Annotated in this window: 18 protein-coding genes; 9 read left to right on the forward strand and 9 right to left on the reverse strand. The window is 70.8% G+C overall.

From position 1 onward, the window contains the following. Positions 1-402: 402 nt before the first annotated feature. Positions 403-2,037, reverse strand: coding sequence for an acyl-CoA dehydrogenase family protein (locus AB0N66_RS01185; RefSeq protein WP_365426662.1), 1,635 nt, complete (start codon positions 2,035-2,037; stop codon positions 403-405). Positions 2,038-2,054: 17 nt separating this feature from the next. Between AB0N66_RS01185 and AB0N66_RS01190 the strand changes: the two genes are divergently transcribed. Then, complete coding sequence (locus tag AB0N66_RS01190) at positions 2,055-3,224, forward strand: YihY/virulence factor BrkB family protein (RefSeq protein ID WP_365426664.1); 1,170 nt, start codon at positions 2,055-2,057, stop codon at positions 3,222-3,224. 79 nt (positions 3,225-3,303) lie between these two features. Here AB0N66_RS01190 and AB0N66_RS01195 read toward each other — a convergent pair whose 3' ends face one another. Continuing rightward, on the reverse strand, positions 3,304-4,152 hold the full coding sequence (locus AB0N66_RS01195) for an NAD(P)H-binding protein (protein WP_365426667.1): 849 nt from the start codon (positions 4,150-4,152) through the stop codon (positions 3,304-3,306). Between the two features lie 80 nt (positions 4,153-4,232). Here AB0N66_RS01195 and AB0N66_RS01200 point away from each other — a divergent pair, with 80 nt between their 5' ends. Together AB0N66_RS01200 and AB0N66_RS01205 are read left to right on the forward strand one after the other, a co-directional pair. Then, complete coding sequence (locus AB0N66_RS01200; protein WP_365426670.1) at positions 4,233-5,168, forward strand: AraC family transcriptional regulator; 936 nt, start codon at positions 4,233-4,235, stop codon at positions 5,166-5,168. Between the two features lie 10 nt (positions 5,169-5,178). Continuing rightward, positions 5,179-5,865, forward strand: coding sequence for a helix-turn-helix transcriptional regulator (locus AB0N66_RS01205; RefSeq protein ID WP_365426673.1), 687 nt, complete (start codon positions 5,179-5,181; stop codon positions 5,863-5,865). A gap of 82 nt (positions 5,866-5,947) precedes the next feature. On the opposite strand, the gene AB0N66_RS01210 is transcribed toward AB0N66_RS01205, so the two are convergent. Continuing rightward, entirely contained in the window at positions 5,948-6,367 is a 420-nt protein-coding gene (locus tag AB0N66_RS01210) for a VOC family protein (RefSeq protein ID WP_365426676.1), read from the reverse strand. A 106-nt stretch (positions 6,368-6,473) separates the two neighbouring features. Here AB0N66_RS01210 and AB0N66_RS01215 point away from each other — a divergent pair, with 106 nt between their 5' ends. Then, positions 6,474-7,082: a hypothetical protein gene (locus AB0N66_RS01215; protein ID WP_365426679.1), complete on the forward strand. Its 609-nt coding sequence runs from the start codon at positions 6,474-6,476 to the stop codon at positions 7,080-7,082. Between the two features lie 342 nt (positions 7,083-7,424). Next, positions 7,425-9,023, forward strand: coding sequence for a carboxylesterase family protein (locus AB0N66_RS01220; protein WP_365426682.1), 1,599 nt, complete (start codon positions 7,425-7,427; stop codon positions 9,021-9,023). Between the two features lie 21 nt (positions 9,024-9,044). Here the strand turns inward: AB0N66_RS01220 and AB0N66_RS01225 are convergent, their stop codons facing one another. The 4 genes from AB0N66_RS01225 to AB0N66_RS01240 all read right to left on the reverse strand — a co-directional run bounded on the left by AB0N66_RS01225 (position 9,045) and on the right by AB0N66_RS01240 (position 12,881). Next, positions 9,045-10,625: an amidase gene (locus AB0N66_RS01225; RefSeq protein WP_365426685.1), complete on the reverse strand. Its 1,581-nt coding sequence runs from the start codon at positions 10,623-10,625 to the stop codon at positions 9,045-9,047. Beyond that, entirely contained in the window at positions 10,622-10,906 is a 285-nt protein-coding gene (locus AB0N66_RS01230; protein WP_365426688.1) for a hypothetical protein, read from the reverse strand. The genes AB0N66_RS01225 and AB0N66_RS01230 overlap by 4 nt, the downstream gene beginning before the upstream one ends. A 231-nt stretch (positions 10,907-11,137) precedes the next feature. Further along, entirely contained in the window at positions 11,138-12,061 is a 924-nt protein-coding gene (gene mmuM, locus AB0N66_RS01235) for a homocysteine S-methyltransferase (RefSeq protein WP_365426691.1), read from the reverse strand. A 130-nt stretch (positions 12,062-12,191) separates the two neighbouring features. Then, positions 12,192-12,881: a haloacid dehalogenase type II gene (locus tag AB0N66_RS01240; protein WP_365426694.1), complete on the reverse strand. Its 690-nt coding sequence runs from the start codon at positions 12,879-12,881 to the stop codon at positions 12,192-12,194. Between the two features lie 251 nt (positions 12,882-13,132). Between AB0N66_RS01240 and AB0N66_RS01245 the strand changes: the two genes are divergently transcribed. Together AB0N66_RS01245 and AB0N66_RS01250 are read left to right on the forward strand one after the other, a co-directional pair. Continuing rightward, entirely contained in the window at positions 13,133-13,915 is a 783-nt protein-coding gene (locus AB0N66_RS01245; RefSeq protein WP_365426697.1) for a class I SAM-dependent methyltransferase, read from the forward strand. A gap of 91 nt (positions 13,916-14,006) precedes the next feature. Next, complete coding sequence (locus AB0N66_RS01250) at positions 14,007-15,314, forward strand: MFS transporter (protein WP_365426700.1); 1,308 nt, start codon at positions 14,007-14,009, stop codon at positions 15,312-15,314. Positions 15,315-15,373: 59 nt separating this feature from the next. On the opposite strand, the gene AB0N66_RS01255 is transcribed toward AB0N66_RS01250, so the two are convergent. Both AB0N66_RS01255 and AB0N66_RS01260 read right to left on the reverse strand, forming a co-directional pair. Continuing rightward, on the reverse strand, positions 15,374-16,234 hold the full coding sequence (locus tag AB0N66_RS01255; RefSeq protein ID WP_365426703.1) for a hypothetical protein: 861 nt from the start codon (positions 16,232-16,234) through the stop codon (positions 15,374-15,376). Positions 16,235-16,343: 109 nt separating this feature from the next. Next, a complete protein-coding gene (locus AB0N66_RS01260; protein ID WP_365426706.1) occupies positions 16,344-17,171 on the reverse strand; it encodes an oxidoreductase in 828 nt (275 codons plus the stop codon). Between the two features lie 161 nt (positions 17,172-17,332). Here AB0N66_RS01260 and AB0N66_RS01265 point away from each other — a divergent pair, with 161 nt between their 5' ends. Next, positions 17,333-18,244, forward strand: coding sequence for a LysR family transcriptional regulator (locus AB0N66_RS01265; RefSeq protein WP_365426709.1), 912 nt, complete (start codon positions 17,333-17,335; stop codon positions 18,242-18,244). A gap of 237 nt (positions 18,245-18,481) precedes the next feature. Further along, entirely contained in the window at positions 18,482-20,119 is a 1,638-nt protein-coding gene (locus AB0N66_RS01270; protein ID WP_365426711.1) for an APC family permease, read from the forward strand. The last annotated feature ends 16 nt before the right edge of the window (positions 20,120-20,135 follow it).

Genomic DNA, 20,135 nt, shown 5'->3' on the forward strand with positions numbered 1-20,135 from the left:
GGTCGAACGATGTGGTCTTCACTGGGCACTCCCGAAACCGGTACCGCGTACAGACCGCGTACAAGCTGTGACGCCGCCGTCATCCCACATCGTGCCTGCTCTCGGCCGTCGACGCCGAGGGTTCGCACAAGGTACGCAGAAGGAATGCAACGGTCTGCAACTCTCGCCAACGGTCACAAGTTCCCTTGAAAATGACAGTGGCGTCGCCCGTGCGGCGCCGCCTGTGCTCCTTGAACGGGGCCAGAAAGCGGGGGTGGTGCCGTGTCGGCGCAGCACCACCCCCGTGCCAGCTGGTCAGGGAACCGGCCGCTGAAAGGGTGATCAGAACACCGGTCCCCAGCAAGGCGATCACGACACCGGCCCCCGGCCAGGCGATCAGGACACCGGCCCCCGGCCAGGCGATCAGGACACCGGCCGTGCCCGCTCCACCACCGTGGCCAGATCCAGACTGTGCGGCAGCGTGCCGAAGCTCGAACCCCAGTCGCTGCCCAGGCGTGAGGCGCAGAACGCGTCGGCGACCTCCGGCGGCGCGTACTGGACGAGCAGCGCCCCCTGGAGCACCAGCGCGACCCGCTCGGCCAGCCGGCGGCCGCGGCCCTCGATGCCCTCCAGGTCGGCGAGTTCGGTCAGCAGGTTCTTGATCGCCCCGTCCAGCCGGTGGTCGGCGCCGCGCGACCGCCCCACCTCGCGCAGATACGCGTCGAGCGCACCCGGCTCCCGCTGGAGCGCGCGCAGCACGTCCAGCGCCTGGACGTTGCCCGCGCCCTCCCACACCGAGTTGAGCGGCGACTCGCGCAACAGCCGCGGCATGCCGGACTCCTCCACGTACCCGTTGCCGCCCAGGCACTCAAGGGCCTCGACCGCCACCGGCGTACACCGCTTGGTCACCCAGTACTTGGCGGCCGGCACCGCGAGCCGCAGGAACGCCAGCTCCTGCTCGCTCCCGTCGTCGTACGCGGCGGCCAGGCGCAGCGCGAGTGTCGTCGCGGCCTCGGACTCGAGGGCCAGATCCGCGAGTACGTTCCTCATCAGCGGCTTGTCGATGAGCTTGCCGCCGAACGCCTCGCGGTAGGTGCAGTGGTGCACGGCCTGCGCGACGGCCTGCCGCATCAGCGAGGCCGAACCGAGCACACAGTCCAGGCGGGTCGCCGCGACCATCTCGATGATGGTGCGCACCCCGCGCCCCTCGTCCCCGACCCGGCGGGCCCAGGTCGCGTCGAACTCGACCTCGCTCGACGCGTTCGACCGGTTGCCGAGCTTGTCCTTGAGTCGCTGGATGCGGAAGACGTTGCGCGTGCCGTCCGCCAGGACACGCGGGACGAGGAAGCAGGTCAGTCCGTCCGGTGCCTGCGCCAGGACCAGGAAACCGTCCGACATCGGCGCCGAGCAGAACCACTTGTGGCCCGTCAGTTCGTACGTCCCGTCCTCGGCGAGCGGTCGTGCCTCCGTCGTATTGGCGCGTACGTCGCTGCCGCCCTGTTTCTCCGTCATGCCCATCCCGAAGAGCGCGCCGGGTTTCCGGTCGGCGGGGACCAGTTCCTGGTCGTAGATGGTGGAGGTCAGCCGTGGCTCCCATTCGGCGGCGAGCGCCGGGTCGGTGCGCAGCGCGGGTACCGCCGCGTGGGTCATCGACAGCGGGCAGCCGTTGCCGGCCTCGACCTGTGTCCAGACCACGAAACCGGCCGCGCGCCGTACATGCCCGCCGGGCCGTGACCAGGCCCCGGTCAGCCCGGCCGACACCCCCTTGCCGAGGAGCCGGTGCCAGGACGGATGGAACTCGACCTCGTCGATCCGGTTGCCGTACCGGTCATGGGTGCGCAGCTTGGGCGGGTTCTCGTTTGCCAGTACGCCCCATTCCTGCACCTGGGCGGATCCGGACGTGTGTCCGAGCGCCGACAACTCGTCGCGGGCCTCGTCGAGGAGCGCTGGATCAAGGTGCCGTTCGACCGCCTCCACGAGGGCCCGGTCGGCGGCAAAGACGTCATATCCGACCAGGGGTGGAGGCTGGTTGGTCACGGTGTGGGTGGTGGCTGCCATACGGATACGGTAAGGACGTGCACCAGGCAAAAGAAACACCTGAACGGCCTCCCTCGGGTCGTCTTCACCGCGCCAAAGCGCTGTACAGGAACGTGTCGAAGCGCAGGACCGCCTGGCTGCTGCTCAAGGACACGGTCAACTCGTGCATGGAGTACCGGATCCTGGGTCTGGCAGCGGAGGCCGCGTTCTTCACGCTGCTCTCCGTGCCGCCGCTGCTGCTGAGCATGATCGGCCTGCTCGGCTACGTGGACGACTGGACCGGCGCCGACACGATCGCCAGCCTGGAGAGCAACATCCTGGAGGCGGCCCGCACGATCCTCTCCGACAAGGGTGTGCACGACATCGCCGAACCGATCCTCCACGACGTGACGAAGGGCGGCCGCCCCGACATCATCTCCCTGGGCTTTCTGTTCGCCCTGTGGTCGGGCTCGCGGGCGGTCAACGTCTTCATCGACACCATCACCGTGATGTACGGCCTCGACGGCACCCGCGGGATCGTGAAGACCCGCATCGTGTCGTTCCTGCTCTTCATCGTGGCGCTGCTGATCGGCTCGATCGCGCTGCCGCTGATGGTGGCGGGCCCGGACGCGGTGGTGAACATCGTGCCGTGGTCGGAGACGGTCGTGCAGGTCCTGTACTGGCCTGTCGTCATCGTCCTCGGGATCGTCTTCCTGACGACGCTCTACCACGTGTCGGTGCCCGTACGCTCCCCGTGGGTCGAGGACGTGCCGGGCGCCCTGGTGGCCCTCGCCATGTGGGTCGTCGGCAGCCTCATTCTCCGCGTCTATCTGACCAACACGGTCGAGGGCCCCACGATCTACGGCTCGCTCGCCGCGCCCGTCGCGGTCCTGCTGTGGATCGGGGTTTCCGCGTTCGCGGTCCTGGTCGGCGCCGCCGTCAACGCCGCCATCGACCGCGTCTGGCCGGCCGCCGCCACGGCAGCGGCCCGTGCCAACAACGAACGCCTGCGCGAGGCCCAGGTCGCCGAGTACGTCGCCCGCGTCGCCGCGTCCCGCTCGTACGACGCCGAGTTCGACGACTCCGACGACCCGGACATGCCCTCCGAGTTCCCCGAGCGCTGGTCCCGCTTCCTGCCGCCGGAGGACGTGACCTCCCGGCTGCGGGCGCATGTGAAGAACACGCATCACCCGCAGCACAAGAACGGGGATGTGCCACCGGGGGAGTGACACCGCCGGGAACTGGCACCGTCGGGGCGTGACACCGCCGGTGACTGCCACCAGCGGGGACTGACCTCGCCGGAAGGGTTCAGGCCTTCCAGGTTCCGGCCGCCGCGGCCTCCCGGACGAAATCCGTGAAGTCCCGCGGCTCGCGCCCCAGGATCCGCTGGACACCGTCCGAGAGATGGGCGTTGCGGCCGTCGAGGAGGCCCTCGAAGACCTCGACGAGGAGGTCGACCTCCTCCGGCGGCACCCCGAACCCGGCCAGGGTGTCGCCGTACTGCCGCGCTGTCACCGGAACGTACGTCAGCTCACCCCCCGTTGCGGCGGAGATCTCCGCGACCGCCTCGCGGAAGGTCAGCAGCCGGGCCCCGGAGACGGTGAGGTCCTGTCCGACGTACCGGTCGCCCGAGGTCAGCGCGGCCACCACGACGTCCGCGATGTCCCGTACATCGATGAAGGGCTCCTGCACCTCGCCGGCCGGGAACACCAGTTCCCCATGGGTCAGCCCCTCCACCAGCGGACCCTCACTGAAGTTCTGCGCGAACCAGGCCGCCCGTACGACCGTCCAGTCCGCGCCGGACGTCCTGAGCGCGTCCTCGGTCGCGTGCGCCCGCTCCTCCCCCCGCGCCGACAGCAGCACGAGCCGCCGTACGCCGAGCCCGACCGCCTCGCGTGCGAGGGCGCCGACCGCCTCGGTGGCCGCCGGGGAGCCGACGTCCGTGGGGTAGGCGAGATAGGCGGCGTCGGCGCCGCGCAGGGCGTCCGCCCACGTCGAGCGGTCCGCCCAGTCGAAGCGGGTGCCCTGCGAGCGGGACCCCGCCCGCACCGTGAGCCCGGCCGCCCGCGCGGCCTCCGCGACCCGGCTGCCCGTGCGCCCGGTGGCGCCGGTGACCAGTACCGTCATGTCCTTCGTACCTGCCGTGTTTTCCGTCATACAGGCAGTGAACTTCGGTGCTCCGCAAGGAACCATCGCTGAACCGCTCATTCCCATATGTGCGCGTCTACGCTGGCCCCATGGACGCACTCGCAGGCCTGCTGGAGGGCCCACGCGCCCGTGGCGCCTTCATGATCCGTGCGTGCTTCGACCCGCCCTGGGGCATCCGCGTCGAGGACCGAGCCCCTCTGACGATCATGCTGCTCGTCCGCGGAGACGCGTGGATCACGGCGGACGGGGGAGAGCGGGTGCGGTTGAGCGCGGGAGACGTCGCCATCGCGCGCGGCCCTGACCCGTACACCGTGGCCGACGACCCGGGGACGGTCCCGCAGGCGGTGATCCTGCCGGGCGGCGAGTGCAGCTATCCCGACGGGCGCTCCATGAAGGGCCACTGGGACCTCGGCGTACGCAGCTGGGGCGACCGGCTCGACGGGTCCGCGGTGATGCTGATCGGGACGTACATGATGCGGGGCGAGATCAGCGGCAGGCTGCTCGATGCCCTGCCGCCGCTCCTCACGCTCACCGCCGACATGTGGGACTGCGCGCTCACCGACATCCTCGCCGAGGAGATCGTCCGTGACGAACCCGGCCAGGAGGTCGTTCTCGACCGGCTGCTCGACCTGCTGGTCATCGCCGCGCTGCGGGCCTGGTTCTCCCGCCCGGAGGCCGCGGCGCCCGCCTGGTACCAGGCTCTCGCGGACCCCGTGGTGGGCCGCGTCCTGCGGTTGGTCCAGGACGACCCGGCCCACCCCTGGACGGTCGCGACCCTCGCCGCCAAGGCCGGCGTCTCCCGCGCCGCGCTCGCCCGCCGCTTCAGCGAACTCGTCGGCGAGCCCCCGATGACCTACCTGACCGGCTGGCGCCTCGCCCTCGCCGCGGACCGGCTGCGCGACACCGAGGACACCATCGGCGCGATCGCCCGCCAGGTCGGCTACGGCAGCGCGTTCGCGCTCTCCAGTGCCTTCAAGCGGGTGTACGGAGTCAGTCCGCAGGAGCACCGGACACGAGCGGCGTAGCGTGTCGTCCGTGTACGTGGAGAGGGCGTCCCGGCTTGCCGGCGCCGTGGTGTGGACGAACACCGCGGCCGCGTCCGGTGCGCGGTCCGTGCTGCCCGACGGGTGCATGGACCTGCTGTGGACCGAGGGGCGGCTGCTGGTCGCCGGTCCTGACACACATGCGTACGTCCCGGAGGGCATGCCTGGTGGCTGGGCGGGCGTCCGCTTCTTCCCCGGCACCGCGCCCGCGCTCCTCGGCGTGCCCGCCCATGAACTCCGCGATCAGCGTGTCGAGTTGGCCGACCTCTGGCCCGCCCCGGAGGTACGACGGCTCACCGCGCGGGTCGACTCCGCCGCCGACCCCGTGAGTACGCTCGAAGAGGTGGCGCTGGAACGGGCGGCCGACGCGGAGCCCGCCGACCCGTTGCTCGGGGCGGTCGTGTCGGCCCTGGACGCGGGCCGCCCGGTGGCCGCTGTCGCCGACGAACTCGGCCTGGGCGCGCGCCAGTTGCACCGCCGTTCGCTGGCCGCGTTCGGGTACGGGCCCAAGACGCTGGCCCGCGTGCTGCGGCTCCAGCGGGCGCTGGCCCTCGCACGGGACGGGGTGCCCTTCGCGCAAACGGCTGCCCGGGCGGGGTTCGCGGATCAGGCCCATCTGGCGCGGGATGTACGGGAGTTGGCGGGCGTGCCGCTGGGGGAGCTGCTCGGAGGCGGGTAGCGCCGGCCGCTGTGGCGCAGGTGGGGCCGGCCGCCGTTACTCGGGTTCCGGCTGCTATTCGGCATTCGAGTTCCGGCAGCAGCTATTCCAATTCCGGCTGCTGTTCGGCTTCCGGTAGCCGTGCGAACAGGTCGACGCCATTGCCGTCCGGGTCCTGCACGACCGCGTACCGCATGCCCCAGACGGCGTCCCACGGCTTGAGCTCGCCGTGGTGGCCGGCGCCGACCAGGTCGTCGTAGACGGAGTCGACCTCCGCCGGACTGTCGCAGAGGAAGGCGAGCGAGACCCGGCCGCCGGAGGTCGAAGGCCGGTACCCGGGGTGGAAGGACCGGATCACCTCGTCGGTGTCAAGGGCGAGCCGCAGTCCGCCGGGGAGTTCGGTCTCGACGTGCGGCTGGTCCTCGGACCCTTCGGGGAAGGAGAGCCCGAGGCGGCGGTAGAAGGCCAGGGAGGCGGCCATGTCGGAGGCGGCGATGCCGATCAGGTCGAATCGTGGAGTCATGCGGCCACGGTAGGCCGGGTGGGGACGGCGGGTCTTGAAGGAATCGGACACACTCCGGTCCCGGTCGGCATATGAAACACCTGTGCGAATGCGGCAGGATGGTCACATGATCCGAACCATGCGTGTGCTGCTTCCGGCACTGCTGCTTCCCGCACTGCTCGCCGGCTGCGGTACGGAGAAAGTGGACGCCGGGACGCTCGACCCCGGTCCTGCCGGTCCCGACCGCGCCGAACTCGACGCCCGTGCCCGGGCGTTGCAGATCGCACCGGAACTCGTGTACGTCACCGAGGCGCCGGGCTTCACCCTGGCCCAGCAGTCGGTGGGTGTGTACGGCGGTGACGGCTTCTCCAGCGCGTACTGGTCCCAGAAGACCGGCGGTCAGATCTACCTCTACGTGGACCGGGGCACGGTGACTGCGGAGAGCTGCGGGGGGTGTGAGCGGGACGGGGCCGGCTGGTACCGCACCGGGAGTGGGCAGCACGAGTACCTGCTGCCCGAGAAGGGGGACGTCGTCGTCCGGGTGAGCGCGGAGTCGGCCACGGTCACCCGAACCGTCCTCCGCGACGCCGCCACGGCAACCCACCGACCGGGGAACGTCGAACTGACCGCCCTTTTCCCGACCCCCGCGCCGACGGCGACCGCGCCGGTGGAACGCGGGGACCTTCCGCCGGTGGGGGACGGGGCACCCAACAATGAGGTGGGGACGACGGGTTGAGGAGCGAGTGGGGCGGGGTGGGTGTTTTTTCGCCCCCTCCGCCCCTACCCGTCCCTTGTTCCTGGGGCTCCGCCCCTACCCGTCCCTTGTTCCTGGGGCTCCGCCCCAGACCCCGCTCCTCAAACGCCGGAGGGGCTGAATCTCTCCCCGGCCGGCGCTTGAACGCGAGGCCGCGCCATCCCGATCCCCCACCCACCCATGGGGGCGGCAGCCCCCAGGTACGGGACGGGTAGGGGCGGAGGGGGCGAATCAGCCGTCTGAAATGCACGCGATAGGGGTGCGGGAGATGATGTGGTGCCATGATCTGAGCGGTTCAGGCGCCGGAGAGGAGCTGGTGGTCGGATGACTGTGGACGCGGTGGATCCCCTGGTCAGCACCCCACACGGCATAGTGCGCGGCAGGTACGAGAACGGCATCGCCGTCTTCCGCGGCATCCCGTACGCGGCACCCCCGTTCGGCCCCCACCGCTTCCGGCCCCCGGTGCCGCCCGACCCCTGGGACGGCGTACGCGACGCGGCCGCCTTCGGTCCGACGCCACCGCAGCCGCCGTACTCCGAGGCGTTCGCGAAGCTCCTCGCCGACCCCGTCGTGCCCGGCGACGACTGCCTCAACCTGAACGTGTGGACACCGGAGCCGGGCACCGGCGCCCGGCTCCCCGTGATGGTGTGGATCCACGGCGGAGCGCTGACCCGGGGTTCCTCGGCCGTGCCGGTCTACGACGGACGCACCTTCGCCCGCGACGGAGTCGTCCTCGTCTCGATCAACTACCGCCTGGGCGTGGAGGGTTACGGCCTCTTCCCCGACGCGCCGGCCAACGCCGGGCTGCGCGACCAGATCGCCGCCCTGGAGTGGGTGCGCGATTCGATCGCGGAGTTCGGTGGCGACCCCGACCGGGTGACGGTCTTCGGGGAGTCGGCCGGAGCGATCAGTATCGGGGCGCTGCTGGCCGGTCCGCGCGCCGCGGGCCTGTTCCACCGGGCCGTCCTGCAGAGCGGGGCACCCGAGGCGAGCGACCGCGACAAGGTGCGCCGGATGGTGCGCAGAATGGCCACCCGGCTGAAGATCCCGGCGACGGCGCAGGCCTTCGCCGCCGTCGACCGCGCCCTGCTGCTGCGCACCCAGGCCGACGTGGGCAGACTCAGCAGCCCGGTCCTCGGCGGCCCCGCCTTCGGCATCGTCGTCGACGGCGACCTCGTACCGCGCGACCCGCTGGAGGCCTTGGTCGACGGCGGAGCCGCGCCCGGCGTCGACCTGCTCCTCGGCTGGACCAGCGAGGAGTACCGGCTGTGGCTGGTACCCGGCGGCCTCATGGAGCGCGTCGACCGGCTCGGCCCGGTCGCCCTGGCCGGCGCCATGGCCCGCTGCCACTGCGGCCACGAGGTGCCCCGCGGCTACCGCGCGATCCACCCGGAAGCGGGCACCGCCGACCTGGTCGGCCAACTGGTCACCGACCATCTCCTTCGGGTCCCGCTGCACCGCCTCGCCGATGCCCGACCGCCCCAATCCCCTTCGTACGTATACGAGTTCGCCTGGCCTTCGAACGTCCCGGACCTCGGTGCCTGCCACGCCCTGGAGCTGGGCTTCGTCTTCGACACCGCCGACGTACCGGAGTCGGCGCAGCTGGCCGGCGAGGGCGCGCCGCAGGAGCTCGCCGACCAGACGCACGCGGCGTGGGTGCGGTTCGCGGTCGAGGGTGACCCGGGCTGGGCAGCCTGGGACGCCTCGCATCCGGTCCGGGTGTTCGGCTCCGGGGAGCCGCACACCGTCCACGGACCGCGCGACCGCGAACTCGCCCTGTGGGACGCCGAGTTGAGCCGCACTCCCAGCTCTCCGGAAGTCACCCCGGCGTCGCGCCTGCCCGGCGGTCCGGCCACGCGCGCGATCGCGCCACTGTCGGCCGTACGCCGCCTGCGTCGCTCCGGCGGTGCCCGTCGGGCGTGACTCGGCCCCCACCGGGCGATGTCACGCGGAAGCCGCTGCCGCTTCCTCGGCCGAGAGCTGAGGCCGGACGGTCGCGGCCTTCAGCCGGGCCGAGGTGCTCGTCGGGTCGGCCGGGCGCCGCGTATGCCAGTCGGTGACCGCCTGATACGCGGCGGCCACCTCCAACAGCCGGTCCTCCTCGTACGGTTGACCGCCGAGGATCGCGCCGACGGGCACACCGGCCGCGTCGAAGCCGATGGGGAAGCCGATTTCGGGCAGCCCGAGGATGTCGAACGGCACCGGACCGGTCTGCAGAAGTACATCGCAGCGGTCCATGAGCCCGTCGAGGACCTCCCGCAGCAGATGGTTCTTGGCGCGCTGAGCCGTGATCCACTCGTCGCCCGAGAGCATCAGGCCCTGGAGCCAACTCAGCAGCGACACACCGAACTTGGCCGGGTCGGCGCGCAGCCAGTGCCGGAACGGCTCGGTGCGCTCGGCGAGCCGGGCCGCGTTGAAGGTGCCGGTCAGCAGGTCCCAGTCGGCGGGATACGTGATGTTGACCAGAGTGACACCCGAGATCGCGTCGAGCTGGTCGAGGAAGGTCCCGCGCAGCGTCTTCTGCGCGCTCAGGAAGTCGGCCGGCACGCCGATCCGGGTGGCGCGGCGTATCCGTACCGCACCGCCGCGCGAGACGACGGGCGTCGCGGACCGGATCAGATCGGGCACGGCCGGCAGCCCGAGCGTGCGCGGGTCCTGGGTGTCCGGACCGGCCATGACCTGGAGCATGAGCGCCGCGTCCATGGCATCTCGGGCGAGCGGGCCCGAGTGGTCGCGAGTGAAGGAGAGCGGGATGATGCCGTGGATGGACACCCGGCCCATGGTGGGCTTGAGGCCTGTCAGGTTCTGCTGGTTGGACGGCAGCACAATGGAGCCGCCGGTCTGCGTGCCGATCGACGAGGACGCGAGGCGCCCGGCCACCGAGCAGGCGGGCCCGGTCGAGGAGCCGCCCGGATCGACGCTCGGGTCCTCGGGCGTCCAGGCGTTGACCGTCGTCACCGTCCCGTTCGGCAGCGTCGCCCGGGTCGTGGCGAGTGGCCCCATCTGCCCCTTGCCCAGGACGATGCCGCCGGCCGCCTTCAGCCGGGCCACCGCCGTGGCGTCCTGGTCCGGCACGAAGTCCTCGAAGATGTACGAGTTGCAGCGCGTCGGGACGCCCTTGGTGAAGTAGTTGTCCTTGATGCACAGGGGGATCCCGCGCAGCACGCCGCCCGTCCCTGCCCGCCCCCGGTCCGCCTTCCGCGCCGCCGTGAGCGCCGTGTCGCCGGTCACCTCGGCGTATGCCTGATACGTGGCGTCGTACCGCTGGATCCGCTCCAGGTACGCCTCGGTCAGCGTCTCCGACGTCAGCTGTCCGCGCCGCATGAGGACGACGGCCTCGGTGAGGGTCGCCTCGGTGGGATCTTGCTGGGCGGCCTTGCGTACGTCGATGTCGGGGACGCGGGGGGTGCTGGTGGGGGCGCTCGCGGGTGCGGCGCTCGCGGGAGTGGCGCTCTGGAGGGTGAGTCCGCTCGCCACCGCCGCCGAACTCGCCAGGAACACACGTCTGTTGAGGGAACGGCTCATCGGTCGCCCGCCTTACCGGTCCAGGCCTCGGTGATGGACGGGTAGATGAGGGGTGGCGAGGCCTGCTGCGCGTACGCGGGGCCGGCCGCCGGCGGGGTCCACCCGGATATCGCACCCGGCGTGGACGCCACGAACGACCGCAGGGAGGCGAGCGCCTGGGCCTGCGTGGGCACGCCCGTGTCGGCGTCGAAGACCTCGGGCAGCAGGGAGAGATCGAAACCCGCCAGCGCGAGGCGGGTCCGTACGTAGGTGTCCAGTTGTTCGGCGGTGGGCTGGCTCAAGGGTGTCTCCGTGGTCCGTGGTCCGCTCGGAATCGCTGACGAGTACACGGACTTCATCACCCGCCCGTGAAGTCCCCATTGAGCCCGTGCTTCGCAGGAGTTACGCCAACCTCAGCGCTCCCTCAGCGCCCAAGGGCGCCTTCAGCTCCCCAGGGCCCATCAGCCCCCCCAGGCCCTCTCAGGTCCCCAGCCCCCTCAGGTCCCCAGCCTCCCTCAGCCCGCTCAGACCCCTCAGTTCCCAAGCGCCTCGTGGATCCCGGTGATTGCTCCGGGCCCCACCCGGCAGCACCCTCCGATCAGGCGCGCCCCGCCCCGGCGCCACCCGTCGACCTGCTCAGCCGTGAACGTGGACCGACCACTCCACGCCCGTGCCTGCGCGTCCCATTCCTCGCCGCTGTTCGGATAGACGACGACCGGCTTCCCGGTCACCCGCGCGGCCGTCTCGACCGCCGCGTCCACATCCTCCGGGGCGCAGCAGTTCACGCCGACCGCGATGACCTCGTCGGCGTCGGCGGCCAGGGCGAAGGCCTCCTCCAGGAGCTGCCCGGCCCGCGTCCGGCCACCGTCGACGCTGTACGACAGCCACGCCGGTACGCCGAGCCCGCGCACCGCCCGCAGCAGCGCCCGCGCCTCGTCCGCGTCCGGCACGGTCTCCAGGGCCAGCACGTCGGGTGCGGCGGCGGCCAGCACCTCCAGGCGCGGCCGGTGGAACCGCTCCAGCTCCGCGACGCTCAGCCCGTACCGCCCCCGGTACTCCGAACCGTCCGCGAGCATCGCCCCGTACGGGCCGACCGACGCGGCCACCCACAGCGGCCGTGTGACGCCCTTCGCGTGCGCGCGCCGGGCGGCCTCGCGCGCCAACTCGACGCTGCGGCCGAGGAGTTCGGTCGCCTGCTCGCGCGGGATCCCGCGCTTGGCGAAGCCCTCGAAGGTCGCCTGGTAGCTGGATGTGATCGCCACGTCCGCGCCCGCCTCGAAGTAGGCCAGATGCGCCTCGACGATCGCCTCGGGCCGCTCCGCGAGCAGCCGCGCCGACCACAGCTTGTCACTCAGGTCGTGCCCGGCCGATTCGAGCTGGTTGGACATGCCGCCGTCGAGGACGACCGTGCCGGTGGCGAGGGCGTCGGCGAGGGAGCCGGTGGTGTCGCTGGTCATGTCATGACGCTAGTCGACGCGGGCGGAGACACCTCCGGACGTTCACCAGGTGGACATTTCGCCCACAATACGGGATGCGGGGCGGAGGGAACCGAAGAACCAGCGGGTCAACCGTCAGCGCGATGCTGCACTAGGCATGGTCGAGTTGGTCGGCCAGGCAGGCCAGGTCGTCGGCGTGCAGGTCGAACCCGTCCGAGGAGGTGGGCGGGTCGCCGACGGGGCGGGCGACGTAGGCGGTGCGCAGGCCGAGGCCCTGTGCTCCGCGCAGGTCCCAGGCGTGGGCGGCGACCATCAGGAGCCGCTCCGGCGGTCGTCCGGAGACGGTGACGGCCAGCTGGTAGACCGCTGGGTCCGGCTTGTAGGTTCGGGCGTCTTCGGCGGACAGGGCCTGGTGCCAGCGCAGTCCGGCGTGGGCGTTGAGTCCCAGCAGTGCCGTGCGGCTCGCGTTGGAGAGTCCGATCAGCGGGAACCGTTCGGCGAGCCGGGCGAGCCCTGCCAGGGTGTCGGGCCACGGCGGGAGCCTGCGAGCTGACAGGGCCAGCGCCGCTACGGCGGTCGGGTCGTCGACTCCGGTGGCATCGGCGACGAGCCGGGCGGCTTCCAGGTCGAGGACGTCGCTGGCGAGGTACGGCCTGCTGCCGTCGAGGATGCGACGTTGCTCGCGGTCGATGTGCTGCTGCCACAGCGACAAAAGCCGCTCGACGCCGGGATCGTCGAGCGATGGGTCGAGTTCACGGATGCCGGCGCGGATGCCGGCGGGTTCGTCGACGAGCGTGCCGAGCACGTCGAACACGACGGCATCGATTTCCAGTTCTGACATGCGAGAAGTCTCCTGTACGAAGCAGGGGAGTATGAGCGGCTGTCAGCCGAACGCAGCGGGAAGCGACCCGGATTCCCGAACCGCACGGCCTGTGCGGAAACCGTGTCAAAGTCGCCAGCCGCCGCGCCCGCCAAGCCACAACGCGCGACCGGCGCACCACCTCGGAGCAGGCGCCCGGAGCGAGCGGCCGGCAGCTCACAGACGAGGCGTGCTCCGTCCATGATCCGTCGGAAAGGCCCTAGCCTTGGGACATGCTGCGTGACGTGTTCGACGAGGACCCCGAGGTCTACGACCGTGCCCGCCCCGCGTACCCGCCCCCGCTGGTCGAGGCATTGATCACCGCGGCCGGGCTCTCCCCGGAAAGCCGTGTCCTTGAGGTGGGCCCCGGAACCGGCCAGCTGACCGTCCCGCTGGCCCGGCTGGGCTGCCGGATCACGGCCGTGGAGCTGGGACCCACGGTCGCCGCGGTCACCCGGCGCAACCTGCGGCCGTTCCCGAACGCCCGCGTCGAGGTCTCGGCCTTCGAGGAGTGGCCCCTCCCGGAGGAGCCCTTCGACCTGGTGGTCAGCGCGACCGCCTTCCACTGGATCGACCCGGCGGTACGGGTACCCAAGGCGACAGCCGCCCTCGCCCCGGGCGGCACACTCGCCCTCGTCACCACCGAGCACGTCGCCGGCGGGAGCTGGAACCAGGACTTCTGCGATCTGATCCAGCGCTGCTACGAACGCTGGGTGCCCGGCACGCCGCCCGGCCTGCGCATGCCGGACGAGTCCGCGCTGATCCCCGACACCGGCGAACTGGACCGCTCCGACCACCTGGACGCGGTGCAGGTCCGGAGTTTCGCCCAGGAAATCACGTACACGGTCCCCCAGTACCTCGACCTCCTGCGCACCTTCTCCAACCACCGCGCCCTGGACACCACTTCGCTGACAGGCCTGCTCGACTGCGTCAGAGACCTGATCGAGAACCGTAACGGGGGCCGCGTCACGAAGCGCACGCTGCACCAGCTCATCATGGCGAGGCGCGGGGCGTGAGAAGGGCCGGGGGGCAAGAAGAAGTCAAGGGTCGGTCTTCGAAGTGGCAGGTTGTGAAGCGTCGTCGGCGCGGCCCTTAGACTCCCTGGCCGTGACGGTCTCCTTGGACAACTCGCCGCTGTGGCGTGAGCGGCAGTTCACCCTGCTCCTCGCCGCGCGGTTCATCTCCGTGCTGGGGAACGGCTTCGCGCGAGTGGCGCTGGCGTTCGCGGTTCTCGGCCTGCCGGGGGCCGGCCCGGGCCGTCTGTCACTGGTGCTGGCCTGCCAGGCGTTGCCGCAGTTGGTACTCATCCTGGTGGGCGGGGTCATCGCGGACCGGATGTCGCGTGCGCGGCTGATGGCCCTGGCGGACGTGTTGGGAGCGGGGGCGTACGCGGGGCTTGCAGCCTTGGTGCTGACCGGTCACGCACCCCTGGTGGCGATGTGTCTGCTGGCCGTCGCGGCCGGCACGGCGACCGCGTTGTTCTCGCCGGCGATGAACGGCATCGTGCCCCTGGTGGTGCCCTCCGGCCGACTGCAGCGAGCCAACGGCCTGCTGCGGGTGGGCACGAACAGCGCCCTCCTGCTGGGTCTTGCGCTGTCCGGTGCGGCAGTGGCGCTGGTCGGTGCCGGCTGGGCGCTGGCACTGAATGCCACGTCGTTCGTGGTCAGCGCGGCGCTCACCGCCCGCCTCCGGGTGGCCGCACGGCCACCGAAGACGTCGTCGGGCTGGGCCGACCTGCGTGAGGGCTGGCGGGAGTTCGCCTCCCGCCAGTGGCTGTGGGTCGTGGTCGCCCAGTACGCGGTCGTGGTCGCCGCGCTCAACGCCAATGTCGGAGTTCTGGGCCCGCTGACTGCCGAACAGCAGCTGGGCGGAGCGCGGGCGTGGTCGGTCATCGTGGCCGCGGGGGCCCTGGGCACCATCGCCGGAGCCGGGCTCGCCGCGAGGGTGCGGGTCGGGCGGCCCATTCTGGTTGCGGTGCTGGCCACCTTTCCGGCCGCCGTGCCGATGACCCTGCTCAGTGTCCGAGCGCCGGTGTGGCTCGTCGCCACGGCGATGTTCGGCGCCGGCGTCGCCAGCGATGTCTTCGGCGTGCTGTGGGTCACCACGATCCAGCGTGAGATTCCCGAGGACGTGCTGTCCCGGGTCAGCTCCTACGACTCGTTCGGATCCCTGGCCTTCGCCCCGCTGGGACTCCTGATCGCCGGACCCGTGGCCGCCGCCATCGGTGTCGGCCGGGCCCAGGCGGGCTGCGCGGCCCTGGTGCTCCTGGCCACCATGGCGGCGCTCCTGTCTCCCGCCGTACGTAACCTCCGCACCGGCGGCGATTCACCACGCCAGGCCGGGGGCGGGCTCACCGGCGCCGGGCAGTCCGCCGAGCCGGCAGGGGGCGAGTCGGTCTCCGGGGTACCGAAGTGATGGGTGACGTCCGCTGTGGCGTCCCCGGCCCCGGCGGTGGATAACAGAAGCGCGGCGGACTAATCGGCACCGACGACCTTGAAGCTCTGGTCGACGAAGACGTGGTGCGGCCAGTTGACGCCGACGTAGTGGACCTCGTACTCGCCGCCGCTCAGCTGCACCACACGGTCGACGACGCCACCCGGGTAGGCGGCCAGCGCGGCTGCCGTCGCCTTGTCCGCCGTCGTGCCGCTGACGATCGTGCCGTCTCCCTCGGTGTAGTTCGCCGGGATCTGACCGTCCTGCTTCGCCTCGGAAGGTGAACCCTGCTGGAAGGGGACCACTCCCACGGCCGCGGAAGCCGCGGCTCCGCCGTCGCCGTTCGGTTGCACGGTGACCTGTGCGGCCGTGATGGTCGTTCCGTCGGCCGTGCCGAGCACGAGGACGCTGGCGCCCGTCTTGACGGCACTCGCCGTGGTCGAGCTCGTCCCGTTCAGGTACGTCGTGGACGACGCCTCGTTGACGGTCACCTTCTCGCCCGTGGCTGTGGTCAGGGTGAAGCCCGACGTGGAGACAGCGCTGACCGTGCCGAGCGATCCTCCTTCGGCCGGTCCGGAGCGAGCGTTGGATCCGCCGCCGCCCGCTGCCGGACCGCCCGCTGCGGGACCGCCGGAAGGGGGAGCGCTCGCGACGCTGCTGCTACTGGACGCGACGGGCTCTGTCGTGGTTGCCGAGGGCGACGTGGCGAGAGCGACGGAAAGCCCGACCACCGCACACACGAGTGCGGCGGCCACGGTCCATGCGCTCCTCCTGGACGCCAGCACGCGCCGCGCCTTCGTCCGGCGGGGTTCCTCGGGCGGTACCGGCGGCCCTGACGCCGGGCCCGGCACGGGGTTGTCGGGAACGGGTTCGTTGGGGTTTCGCGGCTCGTGATCGCTCATGACGGCGCTCCTCTGAATAAGGGTCCTGCATACAGAGTGCGAACCATTCATGTGAGATACATGTATGTAGTCTGAGATGTTTCTGTGACCAGAGAGGTCACACATGAGGTCACACATCGAGCGTCGTGTCCCGAGCCACTTTCTCCCAGGCGGCTATCTCCATCCGCTGTGCGTCGATGTGGGCGACCACCGCGTCCAGCCCGTCGCTGCCGAGCGGAAGCCGTAGCGGGGTGGTCTCGGCGCCGAGGGCGGTCAGGACCGCGGCCGCGGCCTTCGCCGGGTCGCCGGGCTGGGAACCGTCGGCGCCGCCGACCATCCGACGGGTGGTGCCGACCGTGTCCGCGTAGTCGGCGATCTCCTCGCTGGCGGTCGCGTTGCCGAACAGGCTCGTGCGGAACGCGCCCGGCTCCACGACCAGGACCTTGATGCCGAGCGGGCCCACCTCGTCCGCCAGTGCCTCGGAGAAGCCCTCAAGGGCGAACTTCGTGCCGCTGTACGCCGAGAATCCCGCGAACGACATCTGCCCGCCCATGCTGCTCAACTGCACGATCGCCCCGGAACGCCGCTCCCGCATGTGCGGAAGCACGGCCCGCACCAGCGCGACCGGGCCGAAGAAGTGCAGCTCGAACAGCTCGCGCAGCTCGGCGTCCGTGGTCTCCTCGGCGGCGCCGACATGGGTGCGGCCCGCGTTGTTGACCAGTACATCGATCCTGCCGTGCCGCCCCACCACATCGGCCACGACGGAGGCGATCCCCTCCGGGTCGGTGACGTCGAGAGTGAGCGCCTCGACCTGGTCGGGGTGGGCCGCCACCAGGTCGGCCAGCGCCTCGGGCCTGCGAGCCGTGGCCACCACGACATCTCCTGCGGCGACGGCCGCCTCGGTGAACGCCCGTCCGAAACCGCTGTTGGCACCGGTGACCAGCCATACCTTGCTCATGTCCAACTCCTTTGTGAATCAGCTGTTTTCGAAGCCCGCAAGGTCTTCGAAAAGGGCCTTCGACGAGGTCTTTGGTGAGGTCTTCGACAAGGTCCTCGATGCGTCGAGCCTCGCCGCAAACCCGGTCGCGCGTCCAAGACCCGTCGTGATAGCCAATGGTTATGGCCATGGACGTCCACGGGCGGGACCTGCGCTACTTCGTCGCGGTCGCCGAAGACCTGCACTTCACCCGCGCCGCCGAGCGCCTCTTCGTCTCCCAGCCCGCGCTGAGCAAGCAAATCCGCATGCTGGAGCGCCAGTTGGGGGCGGAGCTCTTCGAGCGGGACCGACAGGGCGTGCGCCTGACCGCGGTGGGCACGGCCCTGCTGCCGTACGCGCGCAGGGTCCTCGCCGACTGGGACGCGGCGGCCGCCACCGTCGAGCGTGCCAAGACCGAGCAGCGGGCCACCCTCGTCGTCGGCATGAGTACGAGCCCGGGGCGCGGTGGCCTGCTGCCGGCCATCAGGTCCCGTTTCAGCGAGGCCCAGCCGGCAGCCAAGGTGCGGCTGCGGCAGGTGAGTTGGGAGGATTCGAGCGCCGGGCTCGCGGACGGCTCGGTGGACGTGGCGTTCGTGTGGCTGCCGGTGCCGGACGCGGAGCGTTACGAGTGGGTGGTGGTGGCCGAGGAGACGCGCCATGTGGCACTGCCGGACACGCATCGCCTCGCGCCTCGGCAGGAGATCGATTTCCGCGACCTTCTCGACGAGCCGTTCATCGCCATCCCCGAATCGGCCGGTGTGCTGCGTGACCACTGGCTCGCCCTGGACGCCCGGGCCGGGCGCCCGGCCCGGATCGGCGCGGAGTGCGCGAGCGCCGACGAGACGTACGAGGCGCTGGTGGACGGCCGAGGCGTCTGCCTGCTCGCCGCGGGCAACGCGCCTCTGCTCACCCGGGGTGGCGTCGTCACCCGCCCCGTGCGCGGTATCTCACCGAGCCGGTTCGCTCTCGCCTGGCGCGCGGGCGACCGGCGTCCGCTGGTGCGGGCCTATGCGGAGGCGGGCCGCCTGGCGTCGGGTCACCGCGGCACCACCTGAACGCACCTGAACGCACCTGAACGCACCTGAACTCGGCTGAACACGGCCGAACTCGGCGGAGCAATTCCTAATTACCGCGTAATTCCCGCGTACAGAAATCCTGAAGTGCCTTCCACGAATATCCCTAGTAACGGTCAAAAGCAAGGCAATGACCTTCTCCCAAGCGCCAACCTAATCCTAGCCTGAGGCCTCTTGTACGTTGAATGTATCTGTTCATTCATGAGAGGCCCATGAGAAATGGTGACCGTCGACAGCGCTGTACCCAAGGCCGGAAGGGGTCCGAGCGGTCTGCGGCGGGACGTCAGTCTGATCGGACTGATGTGGGCCTCGGTCGGATCCATCATCGGCTCCGGCTGGCTCTACGGCGCCCAGAAGGCCGTAGTGATGGCTGGGCCCGCGGCCGTCATATCCTGGCTGATCGGTGCGGTCGCGATCGTGCTGCTCGCACTGGTGCACGCCGAGCTCGGAGGCATGTTCCCGGTGGCGGGGGGCACCGCACGCTACCCCCACTACGCGTTCGGCGGCCTGGCCGGCATGTCCTTCGGCTGGTTCGCCTGGCTGCAGGCGGCGACCGTGGCACCGATCGAGGTCGAGGCCATGATCGGCTACGCGGGGCACTGGCAGTTCGCGCAGGGCTTCCAGCACTCCGACAGCACTCTGACAACCAGCGGTTTCGTCGTCGCCATCTTTCTGATGGCCGTGTTCGTCGTGGTCAACTTCCTTGGCATACGCATCCTCGCGCACACCAACAGCGCGGCCACCTGGTGGAAAGTGGCCATCCCGCTGGCCACGATCTTCATCATCGCGCTCACCAACTTCCACCCGGGGAACTTCACCTCGGAGGGCTTCGCCCCGTTCGGCGCCAAGGGCGTACTGAGTGCCATCAGTACCAGCGGAATCATCTTCGCCCTGCTGGGCTTCGAACAGGCGATCCAGCTCGCGGGGGAGAGTCGCAACCCGAAGCGTGACCTGCCGCGCGCGACCCTCGGCTCGGTCGCCATCGGCTCGGTCATCTACGTCCTCCTCCAGGTCGTGTACATCGCCGCTCTGCCGCACACCTCCTTCGCACACGGCTGGTCCGGGCTCGACTACCCGGGCATCAGCGGCCCCTGGGCGGGCCTGGCGACGCTGGTGGGTCTCGGCTGGCTGAGCGTCGTGCTGTACCTCGACGCCGTGGTCTCCCCTGGTGGCACCGGCCTGATCTACACCACCGCGACCTCTCGCCTGTCCTTCGGCCTGTCCAAGAACGGCTACGCCCCGAAGGTGTTCGAGAAGACCGACGCCCGAGGCGTGCCGTGGTTCGGGCTGATCCTCTCCTTCGTGACCGGCGTGATCTGCTTCCTGCCCTTCCCCAGCTGGCAGCAGTTGGTCGGCTTCATCACCTCGGCGAGCGTCCTGATGTACGCGGGCGCGCCGCTGGCCTACGGTGTCTTCGCCGACAAGCTGCCGTACTACGACCGTCCCTACCGGCTGCCCGGCGGCAAGGTGCTCTCTCCGCTGTCCTTCGTGGTGGCCAACCTCATCATCTACTGGGCCCGTTGGGACACCCTCTGGCGGCTCGGTGTGGCGATCATCCTCGGCTACGTACTGCTCGGCGGCTACGCCCTCTACGCCACGAAGAAGGGCCTGCCGGACGCGCCCAGGATGAACTTCAAGGCCGCCCAGTGGCTGCCCGCCTACCTGGTCGGCATGGGCCTGATCTCCTGGCAGGGCGGCTTCGGCGGCGAGGGCCACATCGGCCTGTGGTGGGACGTCCTGATCATCGCCGCCTTCTCCCTGGTCATCTACTACTGGGCACGGGCCACCGCGCCGCCCCCCGAGGAGATCGAGCGGAGCATCGGCGAGGTCGCGATCACCGAGGCGCCCGCGCACTGAGCCGGACCGGCACGCT

The sequence above is a fragment of the Streptomyces sp. NPDC093544 genome (genome assembly GCF_040683495.1).
GTDB lineage: Bacteria > Actinomycetota > Actinomycetes > Streptomycetales > Streptomycetaceae > Streptomyces.